Origin of the sequence: Oleisolibacter albus (genome assembly GCF_003336875.1) — a bacterium.
GTDB classification, from domain to species: domain Bacteria; phylum Pseudomonadota; class Alphaproteobacteria; order Azospirillales; family Azospirillaceae; genus Niveispirillum; species Niveispirillum album.
On sequence record NZ_QGNJ01000008.1, the window covers coordinates 1 to 24,914 of the forward strand.

Sequence of the window (24,914 nt, forward strand, 5' to 3'; positions counted from 1 at the left end):
CACGTGTTACTCACCCGTGCGCCACTCCCCCGAAGGGGCGTTCGACTTGCATGTGTTAGGCCTGCCGCCAGCGTTCGTTCTGAGCCAGGATCAAACTCTCAGGTTTGATGCGATCACATCTCCAAGGAATACCCCAGAAACGCAATCTCCATGACAGGGATACTTCAACGCTAAACTACATGGGCCAGAGCCAAAGCCCCAACCCGATGCACATGCGCCAGCATCCCCAATCGAACCAACATGGCCCAACCAAAGATCCGCCGCCTGCGCATCCCTTCTCAACACCAACTTCACTTGTCCAAGAACCGGCGACCCCACAAGGAGCCAGCGCACACCACACCAAGGAGCGAACCGATCCATCCGGATCAGCCCTGACCATCCTCAAGGCGGGAGGCGAATTCCGTTTGACAGCACCCCGAACAGCAAAACACGCCAGGGACGCATCCCCGACCGTCGGACCATCCAGCCCATGCCGCCGAAGCACTCGACCCCTTATCTAGCCATCCAGCTTACCGCCGTCAAGCCCCGAATTTCGGGATCGCTCCACCGTCGCCGCCGAACGTCGTCCGGCGTGTCGGTGAGCGGCTTTCTAATCGCCACCGCAGACCCTGTCAACCGCTTTTTTCATCTTTCTTCAGCCAGCCATCCAGCCAACCAAATCCACAAAAGCAACAACAGAACCCGCCAGACCAATCCAGAATCACCCGGATCACTCCGCACCCTCCAACGTGGAGATCGCTACACCTTGTCCAAAGATCCACCCCAACCGCCAGACCAGATCAACAACCCAGACCAACCGCGGGGAGCGGCTATGTAGGCCTTCCCGCCGCCCCTGGCAAGAGGTTTTTTACAGAGCGATGACAGTTCGCTCCCCCGGCGCCGGATCAGGCCAGCCCCAAGGCCCGCAGTTCGGCCAGCAGGTGCTCGGGCAAGGCGCCCCCTCCCCTCCCCTCCCCCAGATCCGCCGGCGCATCCTCTGGCTTGAGATAGCGCCAGCCCTGGAAGGGGCGTTTGGGCACGGCGTCGGTTTCCACCAGCTCCGGATCCATCAGCATGCGGCAATAGCTGGTGCCGTCACTGTCATCGACCGTATCGAAACCGATGAAGCGCTGACGGCAGCGGATGAACCCTTTCACCACCCAGTAGATGCAGCCGCCCTGCAGCAGCTCGGCCTGCCGGCTGGGGGGACGCCGGGTATAGGTGGGAACGACAGGCCGCCCCTGCCAATCGATCTGGTGCTCGGCCCGCCAGGCGCGCATGGCCTCCAGGCTGTCGGCACCAACGGCAAGGCGAAGAAGATGGAGGGTCATGATCAGGCACTGCGCTGCGGAACCGGCCGTCAGGCCTAGCGCCGAGGCACCGCCGCGTCCAGCGTCAAACCGGGCGGCGGCACCGATTAGGGCCGCGGGGCATCACGCCCCGACGGTGGCGTTGGAGGCCCGGCATTGCTCCTCGAAACCGGTTGACAGGAAGTCAGGCTTCTTGAACAGCCCCTTCAGCCAGGCCGCCAGCATGCACAGCTCTTCCAGCTTCACCACCTCGTCCAGGGTGCCGCCGGGAAAGGTGATGCTGAAACTCTCGGAAATGGCCTCCAGGACCTCTTCCACCTGCTCGATGGACAGGCCACAGTCGCTTTCCAGAACGGCCGTGCGGGTCAGGAGCTTCTCGTCGATCCCGTATTCGTCCCGGATCAGCTTCACGATCCAACGGAACATGTGCATCCAGTTGGATACGCCTTCGATGGACCGGCTCACCACCCTGCTCCACGCCGCCGCTGACAAGGGCCGCCGCAGGGGAAGCCCGGCGCAGACATTCGCATTCTTGCGCAGAAGAGGTAAGCGGTTTTTATGGATAGGTCCGCGTCATTGGGAGCGGGCCAGCAGCGCCCGCCCGGCCCGGCTGCTGTTGGCGCGCCCCAGGAGCGCGCTGATCCAGCCGCCGATGCCGGCCACGGCGTCGAGGTCGACCCCGGTGTCATGACCGAGGCCGGCCAGCATGTAGAGCACATCCTCGGTGGCCACATTGCCGCTGGCCCCCTTGGCATAGGGGCAGCCGCCGAGTCCGGCCACGGCACTGTCGACGACTCCGACCCCCGCCTCCAGACAGGCCAGGATATTGGCCAGGGCCTGGCCATAGGTGTCGTGGAAATGCACGGCCAGACGCGAGACCGGCACGTCGCGGGCCACACGCCGGACCATGTCGGCGGCCTGGCGCGGTGTGCCGACGCCGATGGTGTCGCCCAGGCTGATCTCGTAACAGCCCAGGGCCGCCAGTTCGGCCGCAACCCGGGCCACCGCCCCCGACTCGACCCGCCCCTCATAGGGGCAGCCGAGGACGCAGGAGACATAGCCGCGGACCTTGACGCCGGCGGCCAGTGCCCGCGACAGCACCGGGCGGAAGCGCGTCAGACTCTCGGCGATGGAACAGTTGATGTTCTTGCGGCTGAAGCTCTCCGACGCCGCCGCGAACACGGCGATCTCCCCGGCCCCGGCCGCCAGGGCCGCATCCAGCCCGGTCTCGTTGGGCACCAGCACGGGATAGGCGACACCGGGCCGGCGGCTGATCCCGGCCAGCACCTCCGCCGTTCCCGCCATCTGCGGCACCCATTTCGGCGAGACGAAGGCCCCGGCCTCGATGCTGGCGAGACCGGTGGCCGACAGACGGTCGATCAGCGCGATCCGCGCCTCCAGCGCCAGGGGCGCCGGCTCATTCTGCAACCCGTCGCGCGGGCCGACCTCCACGATACGCACCGCCGTCATTGTTTCCTCCCTGTGCCCGGCGCCTGTCCGCAGTCTGCCACGGAAGGTCCCGGCCCGATGCCTGCACGCGCGCCCCCGGTCCGCCGGTCAGCCCGGCTTGCGCGCCACCAGCTGAATCACCGCGCTCATGCCGCGGTGCCCGCTGCCCTCCTCGATCCAGGCCTCCCCTTCCAACAATTCGATCCGCTGGAGACCGGCGAAGTCGGCCGATAGCAGGTCGGCAGTGTAGGTCAGCGCCCGGTCCGGCGGCCCTCCGGTGCCGCGCCCGATCTGATCCGGCCGGTAGGCCTGCAACAGCAGCAAGCCGCCGGGTTTCAGCGCCCGCACCAGATGCCGGTGCAGCAGCTGCCGCTGCGGCTCCGGCAGATGCAGGAAGATCGACACGGCCAGATCGAACGCGGCCTCCGGCCAGTCCCAGGCGAACAGGTCGGCATGCTCGGCCCGCAGGTCCACACCGCGCTGCCGGGCCAGAGCCCGCGCCTTCTCCACCCCGACCGCCGCCCCGTCGACCGTTGTCACCGCCAGGCCGGACTCGGCCAGGAACACCCCGTTCCGCCCCTCGCCATCGGCCACCGACAGGGCAGCCCCCGTGGCGGGAAACCGCCAGGCCTGACCGCGCAGGAAGGCGTTAGGCTCGGTGCCGTAGAGATAGCCGGGCTGGCTGTAGCGCTCGTCCCAGAACCTGTCCGCGCTGCTGGTCATGCCGCCTCCATCTCGATCAGTTCGGCACCGTCCGGCACCTGGTCGCCCACCCCGTACCGGTAACGGACCACGGTCCCAGCCGCCGGCGCCTTGATGGTGTGTTCCATCTTCATGGCCTCCAGCACCAGCAGTGCCTGACCCTTCTCCACCGCCGTTCCCACTGTCACCAGCACAGCGATGACCTTGCCCGGCATGGGCGCCGTCAGCCGGCCGGCCCCGGCCGCCTCATCGCCGGCGGCGGCCAGCGGCTCCAGCAGATGGAAGCGGTGCGTGTCCCCCTCCAGGAACAGGATGATCTCGGCACCGAGGCGAACCCAGCCGGCCTTGACGGTCAGGCCGTCCACCTCCGCCGCCAGCCGCCCATCGGCTGTCAGCGCCCCCCGCAGCGGCACATCGCCGCCGGCATCCCGGAGATGATAGCCATCGGCGGCATAGGTCAGATCCAGGACATGGTCGGTGCCATCGGCCGCGCGCAGCGCCACGCCGTCCTCGGCGGGCGCGTCGAGCCGCCAGCCGTCGGTGCCGCCCCACGGGCTCCAGGGGTCCGCGCTGGTCGCCAGCGTGGCGCGCGCGGCCTGCGCCCGGTCAAGCAGCAAGCCCAGCGCCGCCAGCCGCACCGCCAACGCGGGCACCGCCCGCGCGGCCGGCAGCAGATCGGCCTCGTGCCGGTCGATGAAGCGGGTGTCCAGCGCCGCGGCGGCGAAGGCCGGATGGCCGGCGATGGCGGCCAGGAACGGCACATTGGTCGTCAGACCAGCGATCTCCGTTTGCGCCAGCGCGGCGGACAGCCGGCGCACGGCGGCGGGCCGGTCCCGATCCCAGACCACCAGCTTGGCGATCATGGGATCGTAATGGATGGAGATGCCATCGCCCGGGCGCACCCCGGTTTCGACCCGCACATGCGCATCCTCTACCGGGAAGCGCAGATGGTGCAGCGTTCCCGTCTGCGGCAGGAAGCCCTTGGCCGGGTCTTCGGCGTAAATGCGGGCCTCGATGGCATGGCCGCCGATGGACAGCTGTTCCTGCGGCAGGGGCAGCGGCTCACCGGCGGCCACACGCAGCTGCCACTCCACCAGATCCTGGCCGGTGATCATCTCGGTCACGGGATGCTCCACCTGCAGCCGGGTGTTCATCTCCATGAAGTAGAAGCGACCATCCTCATCCAGCAGGAATTCCACCGTGCCGGCGCCGACATAGCCGATGGCGCGGGCAGCGGCCACCGCCGCCTCGCCCATGCGCCGGCGCAGCGCCGGGTCCATGCCGGGGGCCGGCGCCTCCTCCACCACCTTCTGGTGCCGGCGCTGGATCGAGCAGTCGCGCTCGAACAGATGGACGCACTGGCCGTGACCATCGGCGAAGACCTGGATCTCCACATGGCGGGGCCGGGCGAGATAGCGCTCGATCAGCACCCGGTCGTCGCCGAAGGCGGCCTTGGCCTCGCGCCGGGCGCTGGCCAGCTGGTCGGGGAACTCAGCCGCGCCGGCAGCCACCTTCATGCCCTTGCCGCCGCCGCCGGCGCTGGCCTTGATCAGCACGGGATAGCCGATCCGATCCGCCTCCTGCGCCAGCCGCGCCGGGTCCTGCTCCTCCCCATGGTAGCCGGGCACCAGCGGCACCCCGGCGGCCTGCATCAGGGCCTTGGCCTCGGACTTGCCGCCCATGGCGCGGATGGCGGCGGCCGGCGGGCCGACGAAGACCAGACCGGCTCCGGCGCAGGCCTCGGCGAAGGCGGCATTTTCCGACAGGAAGCCATAGCCGGGATGCACGGCCTCGGCACCGCTGCGGCGGCAGGCGTCGAGCACGGCCTCGATGCGCAGATAGCTGTCACGGGCCGCGGCCGGCCCGATCTCCACGGCCCGGTCGGCCATGGCCACATGCCGCGCATCGCGGTCGGCCGTGGAGCAGACCGCCACCGTCCGTATGCCCAGGCGGCGGGCCGTGCGGATGACACGACAGGCGATCTCGCCCCGGTTTGCGATCAGCAATGTCCGGAACATCCTTCCTCCCTCATCGGCCCCGTTCTTGTTCAGGCCGTCTTGTTGCCGGTTCCCGGCTTGCTGGTGGTAGCGGATTCCCGATAGCGCGTCACCAGTTCTTCGACGGCCACCGACGGCACGCCCAGCGCCTCCAGGGCACCCCGGGCCAGGGTCACACTGCTTTCAAAGGTTTCGGGCACCACACCCGCCACGCCCATCTGTTCCAGGATGGTGGCATGGGCGCGGTCGCGGGAGCGGGCGAAGACCCGCAGCTCCGGCCAGTGACGGCGGATGGCCGCCACCGTGCGCTCGGCGGCCGCCGGCTGGTCCAGGGTGACGATGACGGCCGACGCCTTGTCGATGCAGAGATGGCGCAGCACATCCGGACGGCTGCCATCACCGAAATGCAGCGGCAGACCGTCGGCCCGCATCTGCCGCACCAGCTCCGGATTGGTGTCCAGGGCGACGAACGGCACCTGCTGGCCGGCCAGCAGCTGGGCCACGGTCCGCCCGACGCGGCCGAAGCCGCAGACGATGACATGACCGGACAGCTGCTCCCCCTCGCGCGCCCCCTCCTCACTGTCCGCGGGCGCCGGCAGCAGCTTGACCAGACGGTCCGCGATCCCGGGCAGGAACGGCGTCACCATGATCGACAGGCCGACGACGGCGAACATCATCTGGGACAGGTCCGGCGTCAGCAGGCGCAGGCCCAGAGCCGTACTGATGACGACAAAGGCGAATTCCCCTCCCTCGCCCAGCAGCAGCCCCGTGCGCAGCGCCACGGCGCTGGTCGCGCCCAAGGCACGGGCAAGGATGGCGGCGACGGAGGCCTTGACCAGGATCAGGCCGACCACGCACAGCAGGATCCAGCCGAGCTGGCCGGCGATGGCGTGCAGGTCGATGCCCAGACCGACGGTCAGGAAGAACAGGCCCAGCAGCAACCCCTTGAAGGGCTGGATGTCGGATTCGACCTGATGCCGGAATTCCGTTCCGGCAAGAACAAGACCGGCCAGGAAGGCGCCCAGGGCGGCGGACAGCCCCGCCAGATTGGTGGCCCAGCCGGTACCCAGCACGATCAGCAGGGCCGTCGCCGTGAACAACTCGGCGCTGCGCGTCAGCGCCACCTGCCGCAGCAGCGGCTCCAGCGTGAAGCGCCCGATCAGCAGGATCAGGACCACGGCAAGACCGGCCTTGCCCACCGCCAGGGCCAGGGTGATGCCGATCGACTGGTCGCCGGGGGAGGCCAGAACCTCGACCAGCAACAGGATGGGCACCACGGCCAGATCCTGAAGCAGCAGGACAGCGAAAGTCAGGCGTCCGGCAGGCGATGCCACCTCGCCCCGCTCGACCAGCAGCTGAACCACGACGGCGGTGGAGGACAGGGCCAGACAGGCGCCGAGGACGATGGCCGCCGCCGGCGGCACGCCGGCCAGCAGAGCGATGCCGCCGATGGCAAACCCGCTGAGCAAGACCTGTCCCGTCCCCAGCCCGAACACCCAGCGACGCATGGCCGTCAGGCGCTCCACCGAGAGCTCAAGGCCGATGAGGAACAGCAGAAACACCACACCGAGTTCGGCGAAGGCCCTGACATCCTCCACATTGGCAACCAGCTCAAGGCCGGATGGCCCGATCACCAGACCGGCGGCGAGATATCCCAGGACGGGACTGAGTCGCAACCGGTAGAGGACCAGGATGGCCAGCACCCCCGTGGTCAGGAACAGCAAAGCCTCCTGAACAAAGGGCAGTGTGGCGTGATGGACATCCGGCATCGCTATCCTCTCCGGCGGGCCTGCATTTTTGGCCGGGAGGGTAGAGCATTCCGGACGCCGGGCGAGAAAAAAAGGGGCGCTGATCGCCAGCGCCCCCACAATTCGGCGGAACCGTCCGCTCAGGCGGAGCGGATACCCTTCAGGAAACCTTCCACCTCGCGGCGCAGCAGATCGCTCTGTCCGGCCAGTTCCGAGGCGGAGCGGAGCACGTCACCCGCAGCCTCGCCGGTCCGCGTGGCGGCTCCGCTGACCAGGGAGACATTGCGGCTGACCATCTGGGTGCCTTCGGCCGCCTGCTGCACGCTGCGCGTGATCTCGGAGGTCGTCGCATTCTGCTCCTCAATGGCGGCAGCGATGGCAGCGGACACCTCACTGATGGAACCGATGGTCTGGCCGATGGTCTGCATCGCTTCGACCGTGCCATGCGTCGCCGTCTGGATGCTGCCGATCTGCTGCGAAATCTCCTCCGTGGCCTTGGCGGTCTGCGTGGCCAGAGCCTTGACCTCGCCGGCCACCACGGCGAAGCCCTTGCCGGCCTCGCCGGCACGGGCCGCCTCGATGGTGGCGTTCAGCGCCAGCAGGTTGGTCTGGCTGGCGATGGAGTTGATCAGTTGCACCACGGTGCCGATGCGCTGCACCGCCTCGCTGAGACCGGACACGGTGTTGCCGGTTTCCCGCGCCTGGGCCACGGCCTCGGTGGCGATGCGGGTATTGTGCGCCACCTGGCGGCTGATCTCCTGGATGGAGGCCGCCATTTCCTCGGTGGCGGCGGCCACGGTCTGGACATTGGCCGAGGTCTGTTCCGCCGCCGAGGCGGACGCCATGGCCTGGTCATTGGTCTGTTCGGCCAGCGAGGCCATGTCCTGCGCCGTTGCCCCCATGGTTTCCGCCGCCTGGGCGACAGCCCCCAGCACACCGGTCGCCGTGCTGTCGAACGTTTCCAGCAGCTTTTCCAGGGTGGCGGCCCGGCGCTCCTTCTCGGCCTGCTCGGCGGCCTGCTGGGCGCTGAGGCGGTTGGCCTCCTCCAGCCCGGCCCGGAAGATCTCGATCGAGCGCGCCATCTCGCCGATCTCGTCATGCTTATCCTGTCCCGGGACGGTGACCGCCAGATTGCCCCGTGCCATCTCCCCGGTGCAGAGAGTGATCCGGCGGACAGGACCGGCAATTTCCCGCGCAGACACCAGGCTCGACAGAGCGACACCACCGGCAACACCGCCCAGAACGATCAGGGCGATGGTCCAGAGGCCCCCCTTGTAGGCGGCATGCACGGCCTGGGCACCCTCAGCAACATCCCTGGCATTGTTGGCGGCCAGCTTTTCGATGGCGGCGTTCAGGGCTTTGCGCGAGGCCCGGTTGGCATCGTTGTCGCCGAAGACACGGGCCGCCGGGCCACCCTCTTCGATGCCCAGACGGACGGTTTCCACCCGCTTCACCCGGAAGGCGGCCACCTGCTCCAGCGCCGCCTTCATATCGTCCTGTTCGGAAGCGGGGGTCATCTGCTTCCACCGCGCCATCAACTCATCCAGCTTGTCGAGATTGGCCAGCAGCGGCTTGCCGAATTTCTCGGCGTCGGCCTTCTCCTTCGCCATGTAGACGCCGCGGGAATCCATGACCACGGCCATGATCAGCGTGTTGACCTGCTCACCGATGCGGGCGCGCTCGGCGGCATTCTGGATGATGGCGACCTCCGTGTTGAACGCCCGAAGCTGGATCGCGGAGACAACGCCGACGACCACCGCCACCAGGGCCAGAAGCGCCACAACAGCGTAGATCTTGCCCGTGATCTTCAACTTCGAAACGAGAATCATTTTTCTCTCCCTGGGACATATGCCCGACAACCTGTACCCGTCACCTAACCCCATGGAACGCAATCAACAATCTATCCGTCGGTTCACAATCGTTCTGATAGGGCAGCTAAGCCGCTGATTCTAAGGACAACTATCCCTTTGCTCGGCGCTTCTGCCGAGACACAGTTTTAATGATCCCACAGCACACATAAAGATGCCGTCAGACCGGCAGACGCGGGCGCACGGTGCGCGCAGGCGCGGGAACCCACGTGGATGCGGGAACCGCCCGATCCGGGATGGTTCAAAGCCAGGACAAGCGTCCGGCCCCCTCCGGGTGCATCAGAGCTGCCAGGAAGGCCGGCGTCGCTCCAGGAAGCTGGCAATGCCTTCGCGCCCTTCGGCACTGGCGCGGGCATCGGCGATCCGCTCCGCCGTATCGGCCACCAGCGCGTCGTCCATGGGACGGAAGGCGATGGCGGCGATCAGCGCCTTGGCCGCGGCCTGGGCCCGCGGTCCGCCCGCCAACAGACTGTCGGTCAGCACCGCCGCCGTCTGCTCCAGCCGGTCCGGCGGCACCAGCGCCTGCACCAGCCCCAGCCGGTGCGCCTCCGCCGCATCGAACCGTTCCCCGGTCAGGAAATAGCGGCGGCAGGCGCGCGGCCCGATGGCGGCGGCGACATAGGGACCGATAGTGGCCGGGATCAGGCCCAGCCGCACCTCCGTCAGCCCGAACAACGCCGTCTCGGCGGCGATGGCGATGTCGCAGGCGGCGACCAGCCCGCAGCCCCCGGCCAGCGCCGGCCCCTGGACGACGGCCAGCGTGGGCTTCGGCATCTCGTTCAATGTGCGCAGCATGGTGGCCAGCGCCAGGGCGTCCTCCCGGTTCTCCTCCCGCCCGAACCCGGCCATGCGCTGCATCCAGGACAGATCGGCGCCGGCACTGAAGCTGGCGCCGGCGCCGCGCAGCTGCACCAGCCGAACGGACCGGTCCGCGCCCAGGTCGCGGAAGATCTCCGTCAGGCGGGCAATGACCGCGTCATTGAAGGCGTTGTGGACGGTCGGCCGGTTCAGGGTCACGCAGGCGACACCGCGGGCGTCTGTGCTGATCCGCACGCTCTCACTCATGGACCCTCCCCCGGGCTTCGGCCCGATCTTCTGATATTGCCCTTGCTATAGCCGGCCCGGCGGGCGGCGGGAACCCGCCTTGTGCCCGCGGGTTGATGCTGCGTCTGGAAACCAAGCCGTATCGGGATACCCGCTGCCATGATCTCGACCCGCACCCATGGTTGGCTCGACTATGCCTCCGCCGCACTGCTCTATGGCCTGCCCCGGGCCATGGGCTGGCACGGCCGCCCCCGCCATCTCATGGATGCGGCGGCGGCCGGAACCCTGGCCTATGCCCACCTGACCGATTACGAGCGCGGCGCCTATCCGCTGCTGCCCATGGGCGCCCATCTGGCCCTGGATGCGCTGGAGGGAGCCGCCTTCCTGTCCGCCGCCTGGATGCTGGATGAGGAACCGGCCCCGGTGCGGGCCGCCCTGGCGGGGTACGGCCTTTTCGCCTTGTCCGCGGCGCTGCTGACCGACCATCATGCATCCGGACATCCCGGAGAGGATGCGGTCCGGACCGGCGGGGGCTTCCGCACCCGTTCCGGCGCCTGGATCATGGAAGACGAGGAAGAGGAGGACACGACCATGCATCTCGACCCCCTGACCCGCGGCGGCCAGCCGGAAGGCCGCCCCCGGGTGGCGGAAAGCGAATGGCGCCAGGCCGCCCGCGGCGCCGCCAGACAGCGGCGCACCGCCGACGCCGCCAAGGCCGCCGGCACCGGCAGCGATGCGGGAGCCGGCGACCTGCGCGGACGGGAATGGCAGCGCGCACGCCCCGACGCCGCCACGGCCCAGAAGGCGGCCGCCGGCCGCAACACCCACCAGGACGGCGACACCGTCGGCATCGATGCCCGCCGCGGCTACATGGCCGGCGCCGGAATCTGAGCCCGTCAGGGCCGGCCGGGACCGCACGGCACGGCCGGCCCTCACATCCGGAACACGCCGAAACTCGTCTTCGGGATGGGGGCGTTCAGGCTGGCGCTGATGGACAGGCCCAGCACCATGCGGGTATCCGCCGGATCGATGATGCCATCGTCCCACAGGCGGGCGCTGGCATAGTAGGGATGGCCCTGCTCCTCATACTGCCGGCGGATCGGAGCCTTGAAGGCATCCTCCTCCTCGGCGCTCCAGGCTTTGCCCTGGGCTTCCAGCCCGTCGCGGCGGACCGTGGCCAGCACGCTCGCCGCCTGCTCCCCGCCCATGACGCTGATACGGGCGTTCGGCCACATATAAAGAAACCGCGGGCCGAAGGCGCGGCCGCACATGCCGTAATTGCCGGCGCCGAAGCTGCCGCCGATGACCACGGTGAATTTCGGCACGGCGGCGCAGGCCACCGCCGTCACCAGCTTGGCGCCATCCTTGGCGATGCCGGCATTTTCGTACTTCCGGCCGACCATGAAGCCGGTGATGTTCTGCAGGAACACCAGCGGAATGCCGCGCTGGCAGCACAGCTCGACGAAATGCGCGCCCTTCAGGGCGCTTTCGCTGAACAGGATGCCGTTGTTGGCGATGATGCCGACGGGATAGCCCATGATGCGGGCGAAGCCGCAGACCAGGGTGGTGCCGTAATTGGCCTTGAACTCGTCCAGTTCCGAGCCGTCAACGATGCGGGCGATGACCTCGCGCACATCATAGGGTTTGCGGGTGTCGGCCGGGATCAGCCCGTACAGCTCCTCCGCCGGGTAGAGCGGCTCCCGCGGTTCGGCCAGGCTCACCTCCGGGTGCTTGCGCCGGTTCAGATGACCGACGATCTGCCGCGCCAGGGCCAGGGCGTGGCGGTCGTCCTGGGCGTAATGGTCGGCCACGCCGGACAGGCGCGTATGCACATCGGCCCCGCCCAGATCCTCGGCGCTGACCACCTCGCCGGTGGCGGCCTTCACCAGCGGCGGACCGCCCAGGAAGATGGTGCCCTGCCCCTTGACAATGATGCTCTCGTCGGCCATGGCCGGCACATAGGCGCCGCCGGCAGTGCAGCTGCCCATGACTAGCGCGATCTGCGGAATACCGGCAGCGCTCATGGTGGCCTGGTTGTAGAAGATGCGGCCGAAATGCTCCTTGTCCGGGAACACCTCGTCCTGGTTCGGCAGATTGGCGCCGCCGCTGTCCACCAGATACAGGCAGGGCAGATTGTTCTCGCGGGCGATCTCCTGCGCCCGCAGATGCTTCTTCACCGTCAGCGGATAATAGGTGCCGCCCTTGACCGTGGCGTCATTGGCCACGATCACGCATTCCTGCCCGGCGACACGGCCGATGCCGGTCAGGATGCCGGCCGCGGGCACGGCATCCTCATAGACCTTGTGCGCGGCCAGCTGGCTCAGTTCCAGGAAGGGCGCGCCGGGGTCCAGCAGGTAGCGGACGCGGTCGCGCGGCAGCAGCTTGCCGCGGGCCAGATGCTTGTCGCGCGCCTTCTCCCCGCCGCCCTGTTTGATCGTCGCCACCACGGCCTTGAGATCGGCCACCTGGGCCGACAGGGCGGCGGCATTGTCCGCGAAGTCCGGGCTGCGCCGGTCGATGCTGGTGGACAGGACGGGCATGGTCTCTCCCTTGGGCGGCCGGCGTGCGGTCGCCGGTCCTGCATTGGAACGTTGGGGCGCGAGATTGCACGGGCAGCCGAGCGCGGTCCAGCCCGTTCGGCGTCATCCTCCACGCAGGCGGCGGGTCCGGGAGCCGCAGACCGGCACCTCGATCCCGCGGGTCCCCGGGCGCCCGTCCATGCGGACACGGCGCCCAGGGACCGGTTCCTTTACCCCGCCGGCCCGAACAGCTTGCGGAAGAACATGGCCTGGGCCATGGAACCGTAGAACTGGTTGGACTTCTTCCTGAAGCCGTGCCCTTCGTCCAGGGCCAGCACATACCAGACGTCGCCGCCATTCTTGCGGATGCCGGCCACCATCTGCTCGGCCTCGCCGACGGGGACGCGGGGGTCGTTCTTGCCCTGAATGATCAGCATCGGCTTGCTGATCTTGCTTACATTGGTCAGCGGCGAGATCTTCTGCAGGAAGTCGCGCATGGCCGGATCGCGCTCATCGCCATATTCCGGCCGCCGCAGGTCGCGGCGGTAGGGGGCGGTGCTTTCCAGGAAGGTGACGAAGTTGGAGATGCCGACCGTGCTGGCCCCACCGGCGAAGCGGTCATTGTAATGGGTCATGCTGGCCAGCGTCATGTAGCCGCCATAGGACCCGCCGGCCACCACCACGCGGGCCGGGTCCAGATCCGGCTGGGTGGCGATCCAGTCCAGCAGCGCGCCGATGTCCTTGACGCTGTCCTCGCGCTTGAAGCCGTTGTCCAGCGACAGGTAGGTCTTGCCGTAGCCTTCCGAGCCGCGGACGTTGGGGGCGATGACCACGGCGCCCAGTTCGTTGGCCCAGAACTGGATGGTGCTGCTGAAGCCGGGACGGCTCTGCCCCTCCGGCCCGCCATGGATGCTGACGATGACCGGCAGCCGGGCACCGGCCTTGGCCGCCTTGGGGCGGTAGACCACGGCCGGGATCGACCGCGGCTTGCCGTCCACCTGATCGAAGCTGGGATACTGGATGATGCTGGCATCGGCGAAGCCGTCGGTGTTGAGGCCGCCGACCTCGCTGCGCGTCCACTGCTCGACGGCACCGGACTTCAGGTCGGCCACGAACACGTCGCTGGGCGCGGTGGGACGGGAGATGCTGACGGCCAGCCTTGTGCCGTCGGGGCTGAACTTCAGTCCGGTGACGATGCCCTTGGGCAGAACCGGCGCCTTCAGCGGCTTCAGGGTCTTCGTGTCGACCAGATGCAGGGTGGACCAGCCGCCCTCGTTCACCACATAGGCCAGGGTCTTGCCGGTGTCGGCCAGTTCCGCCTCTTCCACGTCCCAGTTCAGATCGCCGGAAATCCAGCGCGTGCTGTTGCTGGCCAGATCATGCAGGCCGAGCTTGCGGTATTCCCCCTCCTCGTCGGAGATCAGGAACACGCCCTTGCCATCCGGGCTGAAACCGACGCCGCCCAGATAGACATCCTTGTCCGGCTTGATCCGGGTGCGCTCGCCGGTGCGGGTGTCGACCACATAGAGCATGGCGCGGGCGACGGAGACATACTGGCCGATCAGCAGTCGGCCGTCATCCTGGGACCAGGCCACCGGGCTGAAGCTGCCGGTGTCGGCCAGCAGCGGCTGGACGGTGCGGACCTGCTCGGGTGCGGCCACATAGATGTCGGTGTTCTTGTCGTCGCGGCGCGTGCTGCTGAAGGCGATGCGGTCGCCCTTGTGCGACCAGCGGAAGGTCTGGTTGCGCGACTTGCCGTCGGTCAGCAGCGTGGTGGCGCCGGTGGCCGGGTCCAGCTGGAACAGCTGGAAATTCTCGCTGCCGCCCTTGTCCCAGACATAGACCAGTTTGCTGCCGCCGGGCTGGAAGGCGCCGTTGCCCACCGGCTCCTCGGCGAAGGTCAGCTGGGTGCGCGCGCCCATGGACTGGGTCACCAGATGCAACTGCCCCGTTTCCCCGAAGCGGGTGGAGATCAGCAGCCCTTTTCCATCCGCCGTCCAATCGACGACGCTGGCCGAGCGGGCGTTAAGATAGGCGCGCAGCCGGTCGGACAGGACCGCGTCGAATTCCGGCAGATTCTCCGTCACCAGATTGCCGCGCTCGACCCGCTGGACCGCGGGCGTCGTCTGTGCCTGGGCCGCCGCCATCACCAGCGGCATCGCCGTGCCGAGTCCCAGTGCCACCAGGGCGGCCCGCACCCACAAAGTCCGGTTCTTCACGTCTTGCCTTCCTGTTCCACCGATCCTGACGGACCTGTTCCCGGCAGACTAACCGGTTGCAGTCCCGGAGCAAGACCTGTCGCAACCGGACGGACTCACCAGCCGCCGGTCTGCAGCCAGCGCTCGAGCTGGGGCAGACGATCCACGCCCCAGAACGGCTCGCCATCGACGATGAAGAAGGGGGCACCGAAGACGCCGCGGGCGATGGCGTCGTCGGTTTCCTGGCGCAGCCGCTGCTTGACCGCCGGATCGGTCATGCCCGCCTCCAGGGCGGCGCGGTCGATCTCCAGCCCGGCGGCCACATCCAGCACATTCTCGGGCAGGGCCATGTCGCGCCCGTCGGCCCAATGGGCCTGGAATACGGCCAGGGCGAAGGCCTTGGCCCGATGGGCATCGCCCCGGTCCAGCAGCCAGTAGACGCCCCGCGCCGCGGCCAGCGCGGCGAAGGGCACCGGCAAGGGCATGTGCAGCGGCACATGCAGCAGCCGGGCGAAACGCGGCACATCCCGCTGCAGATACGGGCCTTTCAGCGGCACCTGCAGCAACGGCTGGCTGCCCGTGGACTTGAACACCGCCCCCAGCAGGATGGGGCGCCAGTCGACGGCGCGGCCGCAGCGGTCGGCCATGGCCTCGATCTGCGTGGCCGCCAGATAGGCGTAAGGGGACGCGAAGTCGAAATAGAAGCTGATCGGTTCCGGCATCGCCACCCCCTCGCCCATCATCATCGCCCGTTCTCCGGGCCTGGTCTCACCACGGGATTTCACGCCCGTCATAGCCATAGAAGCAGCCGCTGTCGTCCAGCCCGATGCGGGCGATGACCCGTCGCATGCCGGCCACACTGTCCGCCGGCTTCACCGGCGCATTGGCCCCGCCCATATCGGTCTGGACCCAACCGGGATGCAGGACGACGCAGGCGATGTTGCGCTCCTTCAGGTCCACCGCCAAGCTGCGGTTGCCGGCATTGATGGCGGCCTTGGAGGCGCGATAGGCGTACATGCCGCCGGAGCCGTTCTCCCCGATGCTGCCCAGCTGGCTGCTGACGGTGGCCACCTTCGGCGCCTCGGCCTTGGCCAGGTTGTCGCGCAGAGCCAGGGTCAGCAGCACCGGCGCCAGGGCATTGATGCGCAAGGTCTGCAGCCAGCCCTCCGGGTCGATCCCGTCCTTGGACTGGCGGGGATGGTCGGGACCGAAGATCCCGGCATTGTTGAGCAGCAGGTCGACCCGCTCCCCGGCCAGGGCCGCGGCGAAGCCCTGGATGGCCGTGGCATCGCCCACATCGAGCGTATGGACCTCGACCCCGGCAATGGCCTTGAGGGTTGCCGCCTCGTCGGGACGGCGGCAGGTGGCGATGACGCGCCAGCCATCCGCGGCGTACTGGCGGGCGAACTCCAGCCCGATCCCGCGGTTGGCTCCGGTGACGATGACGGTCGGCATGGATCTTGTCCTGACTCTGCGATGGTCGATCCGGTGAGCCTAGTCCTCCATCGCCGCCCCTGTCACCGGTGCGGCGGTGGCAGGGGCGGCGGGTGTCGTGATCGCGGCGGGCGTTACTGCACCCGCTGCACGGCCATGGCGGTGGCCTCGCCGCCGCCGATGCACAGGGACGCCACCCCGCGCTTGAGGCCGTAGGTTTCCAGCGCCGCCAGCAGCGTCACCAGGATCCGGGCGCCCGAGGCGCCGATGGGATGGCCCAGGGCGCAGGCCCCGCCATGGACGTTGACCTTGTCGTGCGGGATGTCGAGATCGCGCATGGCGGCCATGGCGACCACGGCGAAGGCCTCGTTGATCTCGAACAGATCCACGTCGCGCGCGGTCCAGCCGGTCTTCTCGAACAGGGTCTGCATGGCCCCGACCGGGGCCGTGGTGAACCAGGCCGGGGCGCGGGCGTGGCTGGCATGGCCGACGATCTCGGCCAGGATCTTCAGCCCCCGCTTTTCCGCCTGCGACCGCGTCATCAGCACCAGGGCGGCGGCCCCATCGCTGATGGAGCTGCTGTTGGCGGCGGTGACGGTGCCGTCCTTGCGGAAGGCCGGCTTCAGGCCGGGAATCTTCTCCGGCTTGGCCTTCAGCGGCTGCTCGTCCCGGGCCACCACACTCTCCCCGGCGCGGGACGTCACCGTGACCGGCACCACCTCGCCCTCGAAGCGGCCACCCTCAATGGCAGCCTTGGCCCGGCGCAGGGACTCCAGCGCATAGGCATCCTGCATCTCGCGGGTGAACTGGTAGTGGGTGGCGGTGTCCTCGGCATAGGTGCCCATGGCGCGGCCACGGTTATAGGCGTCCTCCAGCCCGTCCAGCGCCATATGATCGTAGATGGTGCCGTGGCCATAGCGGTAGCCGCTGCGGGCCCGGTCCAGCAGATAGGGGGCGTTGGACATGCTCTCCATGCCAGCGGCCACCACGATGTCGGCACTGCCGGCGCGGATCAGGTCATGGGCCAGCATGGCCGCCTTCATGCCGCTGCCGCACATTTTGTTCAGGGTGCTGCAGGGCACCGACTGCGGCAGCCCCGCGCCCAGCGCCGCCTGCCGGCCGGGCGCCTGCCCCTGCCCGGCCTGGAGCACATTGCCCATGACCAGTTCGCCCACGTCATCGCCGGCGATACCGGCCCGCTCAATGGCGGCCTTGACGGCGGCGGCCCCCAGCTGGGCCGCGGTCAGGCCGGACAGGTCGCCCATCATGCCGCCCATGGCGGTGCGGGCGGCGGATACGATCACGATCGGATCAGCAGACATCGGCATTTCACTCCCGATTGGGTCCCGGCCTCTTCTGGGCCGGACGACCGGTTTCGCGGATGCTTACAGCATGGTCCGCGCCAGCAGCGCAACAGAGGCGACCAGAATCGCCCCCCAGGTCAGGATGGTGCCGAGGAAACGCCCCACCGAGGGCTTCGCCGTCCGGCCAAGCCCCTGGGCATGGCCGATGCGGCCGGCCAGCAGCGCGATCCCCAGCCCGTGCAACAACGCCGGTGGAGCGGCCATCAGCTCCAGCAGCAGGATCAGAACCAGGGCCAGCGGCACATATTCGATGAAGTTGGCGTGAACCCGGATGGCCAGCCTCAGGGCCGGCACACCGTCATCACCCAGAAGCACCTTGTGCTTCATCCGCTGCTTCACCACCAGCAGCGACAGCAGCATCAGCAGCAGCCCCAGGATCCCGGCATAGAGGGGCGTAATCATCACACTGGCCATCACCGTCTCCGTTCTTCGGGCGTTCCGCCCGCTTATTCTGCGGGAGGAAGATAAAGCGCCCGCACGGTTTGGTCGACCGCCGGCTCATGCGGCTCCGATCACAAAGGCGGCAACCTGCTGCAGCACACCGGGATCGCGCAGCAGCCGGTTGTGCCCCAGCCCCTCCACCAGATGCAGACGCGCGCCGGGCCAGCAGGCGGCGAGGTGCAGGCTGTCCGCCACCGGCGTCACGCGGTCATCCAGCGCGTGGATCAGCAGCGCCGGCTGCCGCAGGCCCTCCGCCGCCACCGCCGTGGACAGAGCCGCCACCGGACAGCCGAAGGCCTGATCCAGCAGGGCCAGCATCTCCATCGTCTGGTCGGCATCCAGCCCATGCTGCCGGGCACAGTCCAGGGCATAGGGCAAAGGTGCCGGAGCCGGGGCCAACAGGACGACGCGGCCGGGGTCCATCCCCTCCGCCATGGACAGCACCAGGGCGGCCGCCCCCAGCGAATGCCCGACAGCAGCGGCCACGCCACCGACCGTGGCGACCACGGCGGAGATAGCGCGGGCGATGTCGATGAGGCTGGCCGTGTCGCCGCCGCTGCGGCCATGCGCCGGCGCATCGACGGCGAGGACACGCAGGCCCTGCGCCAGCAGCAGCGGCACCAGCGGCACCATGTCATACAGGCTGCGTTCCCATCCATGCACCAGCAGCACGGCCGGCGCCGCCGCCGGCCCCCAGCCGCGGACATTGAGATGCGGTGCGAATCCAGGCACGGGGATGACCTGTCCGCCGGGCGGCTCGGGCAGAGCCGGCGGAACCACCAGACGCCGAGGGGTCAGGAAGGCCCGCGCCGCCCGCGCGGGCGCGGTCCAGGACCGGATCACGCCTGCACCACCGGGCAAGTTCTCTGGCATTCCGCCCTCAATATCACGAACGTTCGTGCTTTTACGTGATGCAGAAAAAGGGCCGGCCGCATTGTCAGGGGCAACCATCATCCAGTCCTCCGAACGGGTGGACCCATTGTCCACCGGGGTGATCAGACCACGCGGCGGCTTGCCCGCTGCACCAGACCGTCGATTGCCGTCCGCGCCCACCCCTCGGCCAAGGGATGGCGCAGCAGCCGCTGGTTCATGGTGAAGGCATAGGCGATGGCAATGGCTTCGAACGCAAACTGGTCCACATCGAGATCGCTGCGGAAGTGCCCGGCCTCGATCGCCCGCCGGGCGCCGCCGGCCACGAACTGCCGCAATTCGCCCTGCGTGCGCGCCACCACGTCCCGCAATGGGCCGGGCCGGTCATCCAGCTCGAAGCTGGCCGCCTGCAGCGGGCAGCCGCCCGGCAACGGTGGTTCCTTCGACCAGGCGATCCAGCCATCGAAGAAGGCCAGCAGTCGCGGCAATCCACGCGGCTTGTCCAGCGCCGGCTTCACCACGGTCTCGGCGAACAGCGCGGCCGCATGGTCGACAACCGCCTGCTGCAACTGCTCCTTGCTGCCGAAATGCGCGAACAGGCCGCTTTTCGACATGCCCAGCTGCTCGGCCAGGGTGCCGATGGTCAACCCCGACAGTCCGTCCGTGCTGGTCAGTGCCAGCGCCTGATCCAGGATGGCGGCCCTGGTGCGTTCGCCCTTGCTCATGCCAACATGTAAAACGAACGATCGTTCTTTTGTCAAGCCGGACCCGGCATCCGGTGCCCGGCGCGAAAAATGCAGCCGTCCCCCTCGCCGTCCGCACAGCGACCATGCTTTACAAGACCATGACCGATACAGAACACTCCCTGCGTGCCGGGCGGGCAGTTCCCGCCCCTTGCCGTCCCGTCTTTCCTCCGCGGAGTGATCCCATGGCCTCTGCCGCCTTCCAGCGCCGCAGCTTCGCGCCAGGAGAAACCATCTTCAACGAAGGGGACCCCGGCGACAGCCTGTATGTGGTCGAACAGGGCGCCGTCCGCATCTGGCGCGGGCGCGCGGACCACCCCACAGTGATCGGCCGCGTCGAGGCCGGCGGCGTGTTCGGCGAAATGGCCATCTTCGACCGCAAGCCGCGCATGGCCCATGCCACGGCGCTGGAGGACTGCGTGCTGATGCGCATGCCGACCAGCATCCTGCGGGAGAGCCTGTACGGTGCCGACCCGCTGCTGCGCCAGCTGGTCCAGATCCTCATCGACAATATCCGCACCATGGCCCGCCGCCTGGACGAGTTGGAAGGGCGTGTTCCGCCGGCCGCTGACGCCTGACAGGGCGTATAGGCGGGCCAGCGGCAGGCCCCGATGCGTCATGCCGCTGGCCTCAGGACTCAGGCCGTCTCGCGGAACAGTTCGCGGCCGATCAGCATGCGCCGGATCTCCGAGGTGCCTGCCCCGATCTCGTAGAGCTTGGCGTCGCGCAGCAGGCGCCCTGTCGGATAATCATTGATGTAGCCGTTGCCCCCCAGGATCTGGATGGCATCCAGGGCGCATCTGGTGGCGCTTTCCGCCGCCAGCAGGATGGCGCCAGCCGCGTCCTTGCGGGTGATCTGCTTGCGGTCGGCCGCCTTGCCTACGGCATAGACATAGGCGCGGGCGCTGTTCAGGGCCACATAGAGGTCGGCCACCTTGCCCTGGATGAACTGGAATTCGCCGATGGCCTGCCCGAACTGGCGGCGCTCATGCACATAGGGCAGCACCACATCCAGGCAGGCCTGCATGATGCCCAGCGGCCCCGCCGCCAGCACCGCCCGCTCATAGTCCAGCCCGCTCATCAGCACGCGCACGCCGCCGTTCAGCTGGCCCAGGATGTTCTCCTCCGGGACCTCGCACGCGTCGAACACCAGCTCGCCCGTGTGGCTGCCGCGCATGCCCAGCTTGTCGAGCTTCTGGGCGACGCGGAAGCCCTTGAAGCCCTTCTCGATGATGAAGGCGGTGATGCCCCTGGGACCGGCCGCCGGATCGGTCTTGGCATAGACCACCAGCGTATCGGCATCGGGGCCGTTGGTGATCCACATCTTGCTGCCATTGAGGATGAAGCGGTCCCCCCGCTTCTCCGCCCGCAGCGTCATCGACACCACATCCGACCCGGCCCCCGGCTCGCTCATGGCCAGGGCGCCCACATGCTCGCCGGAGATCAGCTTGGGCAGATAGCGGCGGCGCTGCTCCTCTCGCCCGTTGAGGCGGATCTGGTTGACGCAGAGATTGGAATGGGCGCCGTAGGAGAGACCGACCGAGGCGCTGGCCCGGCTGATCTCCTCCATGGCCACCATGTGCTCCACATAGCCCATGCCGGCCCCGCCATACTCCTCCTCGACGGTGACGCCGAGCAGGCCCATGGCCCCCATCTTGGGCCAGAGATCCATGGGGAACTGGTCGGTGCGGTCGATTTCCGCGGCCCGCGGTGCGATCTCATCCCCGGCGAAGCCGGACACGGCATCGCGCAGCGCGTCGGCCGTTTCACCAAGGCCGAAATCGAACAGGGGCAGGCTGTTGCGCAGCATGTGGTCGTTTCTCCCGTAACATTTTGCCGCCGACACTAGCCCCACCAGCGGCGCGGGGGAAGCCCGGAGAGAGACACAGACCGACCGGCAAAAAGAAGGGGCCGCGCCTTCACAGGAAGACGCGGCCCGGAATTTCCGCCACAGACCCCATATAAGGGATCTTGGCACTTGAAGTTGAGATCAGAACGTGACCTTCACACCGCCGTAATAGCCGCGGCCGATCACGTCATAAGTGGCGGAGTCGGTTTCCGCACCGGTGACGCTCGACGGCAGACCCGACACAAGATTCGGGGCCTTGGTATTGAAGATGTTATCCACGCCGAAGAACATCTCCAGCTTGTCGTCGAACAGACGATAGCGGATCTGGGCATCGTTATAGATCTTGGCACCGATGCCCTTGCCATCGGGCCAGCCGTTGCTCGTAAGGAAGGTATTCTCCAGACGAGCCGGCCCGATATAGCGAGTTGTCACGTTAAGGGAGAGGTCGTTCCAGGCATAATTCACATCGATATTGGCACGATGCTTGGATGCGCCGATTTCACCGACAAACGGATCCGGATCTTCACCCGGCACGTTGATCTGGTACCCCTTGAGCATCAGCGTGTAGGCAGCACGGAAGCCAAGCTGGCCCGGGAGGTTGAAATTTTCCTCCAGATCCAGGTTATAAGTAGCCGTAAAATCGATACCGGTCGTTTTCACAACACCAACGTTGAGAGACGACTGATCGATATACTGCAGTGCACCGTCTCCGTTACGCGTAATCAGAGAGCAATACATACCGGACTTGCCATCGCCGTTACGATAGCACTGGTCCAGAGCATACTGACGACCGACGGAAGCCGCGGCATCTTCAATCTTGATATTAAAGTAGTCGACGGTGAATGCGAAATCAGGCGCGAATCTCGGAGTCAGCACCGTGCCGATCGTCCAGCTCTTACCGGTTTCTTCCCCAAGGTTCGGATTACCACGGTTGAAGCCGCTAATGCCCTGCAATTCCGACTGGGTCGGCGTAAAAGAACCCTGGGCGGCAATGCGGTCTGCAATGGACTGGATCGAGCGGCAGGTGGCCGCCGTCTGACCAGCCGTGGTTGCAGTCACGCCCGAGCAAGGATCGATCAAGCCCGTCGGGAAGGTCTGGATACCGGGATTATAAAGCTCGCCGATATTCGGAGCGCGAATGGACTGGGCGTAGCTGAGACGGAAGCGAACGTCCGAGATCGGGGCATAGTCGCCACCGGCACTCCAGCTGGTCACATTGCCGACAGTGGAATAATCGGCAAAACGGATGGCACCGTTCGCCGTCAACTCTTTCACCATCGGCAGATCGGCAAGCAGCGGGACATTCGTCTCGCCATAGAACTCCGAAACGCGGAAAGAGCCCTTAATGTTCGGGTTCTTATTGCTTCCATTCAGGCCGGCCTGGGTCAGCGCGTCATTCTTGGCATCGCTTTCCTCCAGGCGATTTTCATAGCCGAAGGCGATTCCCACCGGGCCGGCGGGCAGCTCAAAAATCGTGCCGGATGCGTTGGCCTGAACGACCTTCTGATTGATTACGGCATTCCGGGACTGGTCGGCACGAACATAGTCGGCGGCAGCCTTGCTGATCGTGTTATAGCCGAACATGTTCAGCGGAACGCATCCCTGAGCGCGCGCCACGGCGTCACGGCACTGCAGAACACCACCGACGCTTTCGACGTCCAGGGCCTGTCGGAAATTCAGAACATTGACCGCGCCCGTGCTGGTCTGGGACTGGGTCGTCTGCCCATAGACATAGGAGGTGTCCCAACGCCAGTTGCTGAATGTCGGGATGACCCTTTCAATCCCCGGAATCTGTCCGTCAAGCCCGATTGCCGCACGGAAGGTCTCGCGGTTGTTCTGTGAACCGCGGTTGTCGATCTCGCTCAGACGGCGGTTGAACTGGATGTCCTTGAGGCCATCGCCGTCACGGTCGGTTGCCGCAGCCATAATCGCGGCGGGGACCAGAGGGTTATCGATAATCGTGCCGGCCGAGTTGCGGTATTGGACGTTCCAGCGGTTGGACGGGAAGACGTTGTTGGTCGCCAGCGGGAAGGGCTCCAGCCGCGACTGGGTGCGGGTCTTGGAATAATTCAGTTCGACAAAGGCCTTCGCCCAATCCGTCACTTCGTAGTCGGCATTGGTCGCCGCAACATACCGGGTCGTCGGGATGGCGATGGTGCGCATGGCGCTACGGTTGTAGCCATCGGCCTCACGCGTGTCCGACCCGTTCTGAGAGAAGCTGTTCAGCAGATTGTTGTTGCGGTCGAACGTGAAGTTCGTGCCAGCCCCGTTGCCGGCGACGAAACGGCCCTGAGGCGGATTCGTCGAATAATAGGGGCGACGCACGGAGAACGCATCGTCCGGGTTGCCGGTGAGTGTCCCCAGAGACTGCTGGTCGATGGCCGACCGGCTCCGGTTACGGGAATAGACCGCTCCCTGCTCAGTATAGCCGAAATAGGCCAGGGCGTGACCGCGGGAGCCGATCTTGCCCCCGATCATGACATTGCCGACCTTTTCGATATCGTCGCTTTCTTCGGAAATGCCATAGCGGGCTTCCGCCTGAACGCCTTCGAAGTCCTTCTTCATAATGAAGTTGACCACACCGGCCACAGCGTCGGAGCCGTAGACGGAGGACGAACCACCCGTCAGAATTTCGACGCGCTCGACCATCGCGGTTGGGATGGTATTCAGGTCAACGGCGGAGGAACCAGGAATGCCGGCGACAAAGCGGCGACCGTTGACCAGCACCAGTGTGCGGCTCGACCCCAGATTACGGAGATCAACCGTTGCAACACCCGAGTTCTGGATGTCGAAGTTCGAATTGGTTCGCGAAAAGCCCGGCGTGCCGAAAGTCGGATTCTGAATGAGCGCATCCTGGATATTGATAATACCCTGCGCCTCAATCTTATCGGAACCGATCACCTGGAGCGGGGAAGTTTCCGTGAGGTTGGACCTGGCAATGCGCGAGCCGGTCACAACAATTTCTTCCAGAGTATCGCTTCCCTGCGCATTGGCTACACCAGCCGCCAGGACGATGGCAGATCCAGCCAACAACGCGGTGCGGAAGCAGCGCCCAACGGCTGCTTGATTACCCTTCATCGTTTATTCCCCATTCAACAGTTTGTTTTATAGCAACCAAAAGAAAGGATATTATCCCTTCTAGAAGCCCATAGAGATTAAGCCAATACGTCTATCTGTGCGCAATCTTTATGCAATCGGCCGTGGGAATCTGACGCTGCATGTGGCAGAAATGTCAAACAATCCAGCAGCAATCGCAATCTTATGCCGACAGAAAAGACGGATAAGAAATTTTTCTTCACCGATGTTGGGCAAACTTCACGTTTCAGGAAATTTTATTGCGCAAAAAAGATACCCCGCTCCACGCCGCAGGCGCAGGCAATGCCTTACAGGTCATAATCT

The 24,914-nt window shown here is 66.8% G+C and carries 20 protein-coding genes and 1 rRNA gene; 2 read left to right on the forward strand and 19 right to left on the reverse strand.

Annotation, left to right across the window (positions count from 1 at the left end; translation table 11 throughout):
* From DK368_RS12045 to DK368_RS12085, 9 genes are all read right to left on the reverse strand, one after another.
* Window positions 1-106: ribosomal RNA gene (locus DK368_RS12045) — 16S ribosomal RNA — on the reverse strand; the annotation flags it as partial.
* Between the two features lie 778 nt (window positions 107-884).
* Window positions 885-1,310, reverse strand: coding sequence for a DUF1489 family protein (locus tag DK368_RS12050; RefSeq protein ID WP_114394216.1), 426 nt, complete (start codon window positions 1,308-1,310; stop codon window positions 885-887).
* Window positions 1,311-1,412: 102 nt separating this feature from the next.
* Complete coding sequence (locus DK368_RS12055) at window positions 1,413-1,754, reverse strand: acyl carrier protein (protein WP_114394217.1); 342 nt, start codon at window positions 1,752-1,754, stop codon at window positions 1,413-1,415.
* A gap of 108 nt (window positions 1,755-1,862) precedes the next feature.
* Window positions 1,863-2,759, reverse strand: coding sequence for a hydroxymethylglutaryl-CoA lyase (locus DK368_RS12060; RefSeq protein ID WP_114394218.1), 897 nt, complete (start codon window positions 2,757-2,759; stop codon window positions 1,863-1,865).
* 87 nt (window positions 2,760-2,846) lie between these two features.
* The gene (locus DK368_RS12065) at window positions 2,847-3,461 is read right to left on the reverse strand and encodes a class I SAM-dependent methyltransferase (RefSeq protein WP_114394219.1); all 615 of its coding nucleotides are present in this window, start codon (window positions 3,459-3,461) and stop codon (window positions 2,847-2,849) included.
* Complete coding sequence (locus DK368_RS12070) at window positions 3,458-5,458, reverse strand: acetyl/propionyl/methylcrotonyl-CoA carboxylase subunit alpha (protein WP_114394220.1); 2,001 nt, start codon at window positions 5,456-5,458, stop codon at window positions 3,458-3,460. Before DK368_RS12070 ends, DK368_RS12065 begins: the two co-directional genes overlap by 4 nt.
* A gap of 29 nt (window positions 5,459-5,487) precedes the next feature.
* Window positions 5,488-7,206: a monovalent cation:proton antiporter-2 (CPA2) family protein gene (locus DK368_RS12075; RefSeq protein WP_114394221.1), complete on the reverse strand. Its 1,719-nt coding sequence runs from the start codon at window positions 7,204-7,206 to the stop codon at window positions 5,488-5,490.
* Window positions 7,207-7,325: 119 nt separating this feature from the next.
* Window positions 7,326-9,014 (reverse strand): methyl-accepting chemotaxis protein, encoded by a 1,689-nt coding sequence (locus tag DK368_RS12080; protein WP_162306010.1) that lies wholly within the window; start codon window positions 9,012-9,014, stop codon window positions 7,326-7,328.
* 318 nt (window positions 9,015-9,332) lie between these two features.
* On the reverse strand, window positions 9,333-10,118 hold the full coding sequence (locus DK368_RS12085; protein ID WP_114394223.1) for an enoyl-CoA hydratase/isomerase family protein: 786 nt from the start codon (window positions 10,116-10,118) through the stop codon (window positions 9,333-9,335).
* Window positions 10,119-10,256: 138 nt separating this feature from the next.
* Here DK368_RS12085 and DK368_RS12090 point away from each other — a divergent pair, with 138 nt between their 5' ends.
* The gene (locus DK368_RS12090) at window positions 10,257-10,988 is read left to right on the forward strand and encodes a hypothetical protein (protein ID WP_114394224.1); all 732 of its coding nucleotides are present in this window, start codon (window positions 10,257-10,259) and stop codon (window positions 10,986-10,988) included.
* A 41-nt stretch (window positions 10,989-11,029) separates the two neighbouring features.
* Here the strand turns inward: DK368_RS12090 and DK368_RS12095 are convergent, their stop codons facing one another.
* From DK368_RS12095 to DK368_RS12130, 8 genes are all read right to left on the reverse strand, one after another.
* Window positions 11,030-12,637 (reverse strand): carboxyl transferase domain-containing protein, encoded by a 1,608-nt coding sequence (locus DK368_RS12095; RefSeq protein ID WP_114394225.1) that lies wholly within the window; start codon window positions 12,635-12,637, stop codon window positions 11,030-11,032.
* Between the two features lie 209 nt (window positions 12,638-12,846).
* A complete protein-coding gene (locus DK368_RS12100) occupies window positions 12,847-14,835 on the reverse strand; it encodes a S9 family peptidase (protein WP_205028202.1) in 1,989 nt (662 codons plus the stop codon).
* Window positions 14,836-14,930: 95 nt separating this feature from the next.
* On the reverse strand, window positions 14,931-15,560 hold the full coding sequence (locus tag DK368_RS12105) for a 2-hydroxychromene-2-carboxylate isomerase (protein WP_240002473.1): 630 nt from the start codon (window positions 15,558-15,560) through the stop codon (window positions 14,931-14,933).
* Between the two features lie 22 nt (window positions 15,561-15,582).
* Window positions 15,583-16,269, reverse strand: a complete 687-nt coding sequence (locus DK368_RS12110) for an SDR family oxidoreductase (RefSeq protein WP_114394226.1) — start codon at window positions 16,267-16,269, stop codon at window positions 15,583-15,585.
* A gap of 113 nt (window positions 16,270-16,382) precedes the next feature.
* Window positions 16,383-17,570 carry an acetyl-CoA C-acyltransferase gene (locus DK368_RS12115; RefSeq protein WP_114394425.1) on the reverse strand — a complete coding sequence of 396 codons (1,188 nt, stop codon included), beginning with the start codon at window positions 17,568-17,570 and terminating at the stop codon, window positions 16,383-16,385.
* A gap of 63 nt (window positions 17,571-17,633) precedes the next feature.
* Complete coding sequence (locus tag DK368_RS12120; protein WP_205028204.1) at window positions 17,634-18,026, reverse strand: MAPEG family protein; 393 nt, start codon at window positions 18,024-18,026, stop codon at window positions 17,634-17,636.
* Window positions 18,027-18,110: 84 nt separating this feature from the next.
* Window positions 18,111-18,926: an alpha/beta fold hydrolase gene (locus DK368_RS12125; RefSeq protein WP_162306011.1), complete on the reverse strand. Its 816-nt coding sequence runs from the start codon at window positions 18,924-18,926 to the stop codon at window positions 18,111-18,113.
* 122 nt (window positions 18,927-19,048) lie between these two features.
* Window positions 19,049-19,648 carry a TetR/AcrR family transcriptional regulator gene (locus DK368_RS12130; protein ID WP_114394228.1) on the reverse strand — a complete coding sequence of 200 codons (600 nt, stop codon included), beginning with the start codon at window positions 19,646-19,648 and terminating at the stop codon, window positions 19,049-19,051.
* A 203-nt stretch (window positions 19,649-19,851) separates the two neighbouring features.
* On the opposite strand from DK368_RS12130, the gene DK368_RS12135 reads away from it, so the two are divergent.
* The gene (locus DK368_RS12135; protein WP_162306012.1) at window positions 19,852-20,244 is read left to right on the forward strand and encodes a Crp/Fnr family transcriptional regulator; all 393 of its coding nucleotides are present in this window, start codon (window positions 19,852-19,854) and stop codon (window positions 20,242-20,244) included.
* A 59-nt stretch (window positions 20,245-20,303) separates the two neighbouring features.
* Here the strand turns inward: DK368_RS12135 and DK368_RS12140 are convergent, their stop codons facing one another.
* Window positions 20,304-21,476 (reverse strand): isovaleryl-CoA dehydrogenase, encoded by a 1,173-nt coding sequence (locus DK368_RS12140; protein WP_114394230.1) that lies wholly within the window; start codon window positions 21,474-21,476, stop codon window positions 20,304-20,306.
* 180 nt (window positions 21,477-21,656) lie between these two features.
* Window positions 21,657-24,593, reverse strand: coding sequence for a TonB-dependent receptor domain-containing protein (locus DK368_RS12145; protein ID WP_114394231.1), 2,937 nt, complete (start codon window positions 24,591-24,593; stop codon window positions 21,657-21,659).
* Window positions 24,594-24,914 lie beyond the last annotated feature (321 nt).

Bases quoted from the DNA above. Each gene is read 5' to 3' on its own strand.
- DK368_RS12050 (WP_114394216.1), bottom strand. From the start codon at position 1,310: ATGACCCTCCATCTTCTTCGCCTTGCCGTTGGTGCCGACAGCCTGGAG.
- DK368_RS12060 (WP_114394218.1), bottom strand. From the start codon at position 2,759: ATGACGGCGGTGCGTATCGTGGAGGTCGGCCCGCGCGACGGGTTGCAG.
- DK368_RS12065 (WP_114394219.1), bottom strand. From the start codon at position 3,461: ATGACCAGCAGCGCGGACAGGTTCTGGGACGAGCGCTACAGCCAGCCC.
- DK368_RS12070 (WP_114394220.1), bottom strand. From the start codon at position 5,458: ATGTTCCGGACATTGCTGATCGCAAACCGGGGCGAGATCGCCTGTCGT.
- DK368_RS12075 (WP_114394221.1), bottom strand. From the start codon at position 7,206: ATGCCGGATGTCCATCACGCCACACTGCCCTTTGTTCAGGAGGCTTTG.
- DK368_RS12080 (WP_162306010.1), bottom strand. From the start codon at position 9,014: ATGATTCTCGTTTCGAAGTTGAAGATCACGGGCAAGATCTACGCTGTT.
- DK368_RS12085 (WP_114394223.1), bottom strand. From the start codon at position 10,118: ATGAGTGAGAGCGTGCGGATCAGCACAGACGCCCGCGGTGTCGCCTGC.
- DK368_RS12090 (WP_114394224.1), top strand. From the start codon at position 10,257: ATGATCTCGACCCGCACCCATGGTTGGCTCGACTATGCCTCCGCCGCA.
- DK368_RS12095 (WP_114394225.1), bottom strand. From the start codon at position 12,637: ATGCCCGTCCTGTCCACCAGCATCGACCGGCGCAGCCCGGACTTCGCG.
- DK368_RS12105 (WP_240002473.1), bottom strand. From the start codon at position 15,560: ATGATGATGGGCGAGGGGGTGGCGATGCCGGAACCGATCAGCTTCTAT.
- DK368_RS12110 (WP_114394226.1), bottom strand. From the start codon at position 16,269: ATGCCGACCGTCATCGTCACCGGAGCCAACCGCGGGATCGGGCTGGAG.
- DK368_RS12115 (WP_114394425.1), bottom strand. From the start codon at position 17,570: ATGTCTGCTGATCCGATCGTGATCGTATCCGCCGCCCGCACCGCCATG.
- DK368_RS12120 (WP_205028204.1), bottom strand. From the start codon at position 18,026: ATGGCCAGTGTGATGATTACGCCCCTCTATGCCGGGATCCTGGGGCTG.
- DK368_RS12125 (WP_162306011.1), bottom strand. From the start codon at position 18,926: ATGCCAGAGAACTTGCCCGGTGGTGCAGGCGTGATCCGGTCCTGGACC.
- DK368_RS12130 (WP_114394228.1), bottom strand. From the start codon at position 19,648: ATGAGCAAGGGCGAACGCACCAGGGCCGCCATCCTGGATCAGGCGCTG.
- DK368_RS12135 (WP_162306012.1), top strand. From the start codon at position 19,852: ATGGCCTCTGCCGCCTTCCAGCGCCGCAGCTTCGCGCCAGGAGAAACC.
- DK368_RS12140 (WP_114394230.1), bottom strand. From the start codon at position 21,476: ATGCTGCGCAACAGCCTGCCCCTGTTCGATTTCGGCCTTGGTGAAACG.
- DK368_RS12145 (WP_114394231.1), bottom strand. From the start codon at position 24,593: ATGAAGGGTAATCAAGCAGCCGTTGGGCGCTGCTTCCGCACCGCGTTG.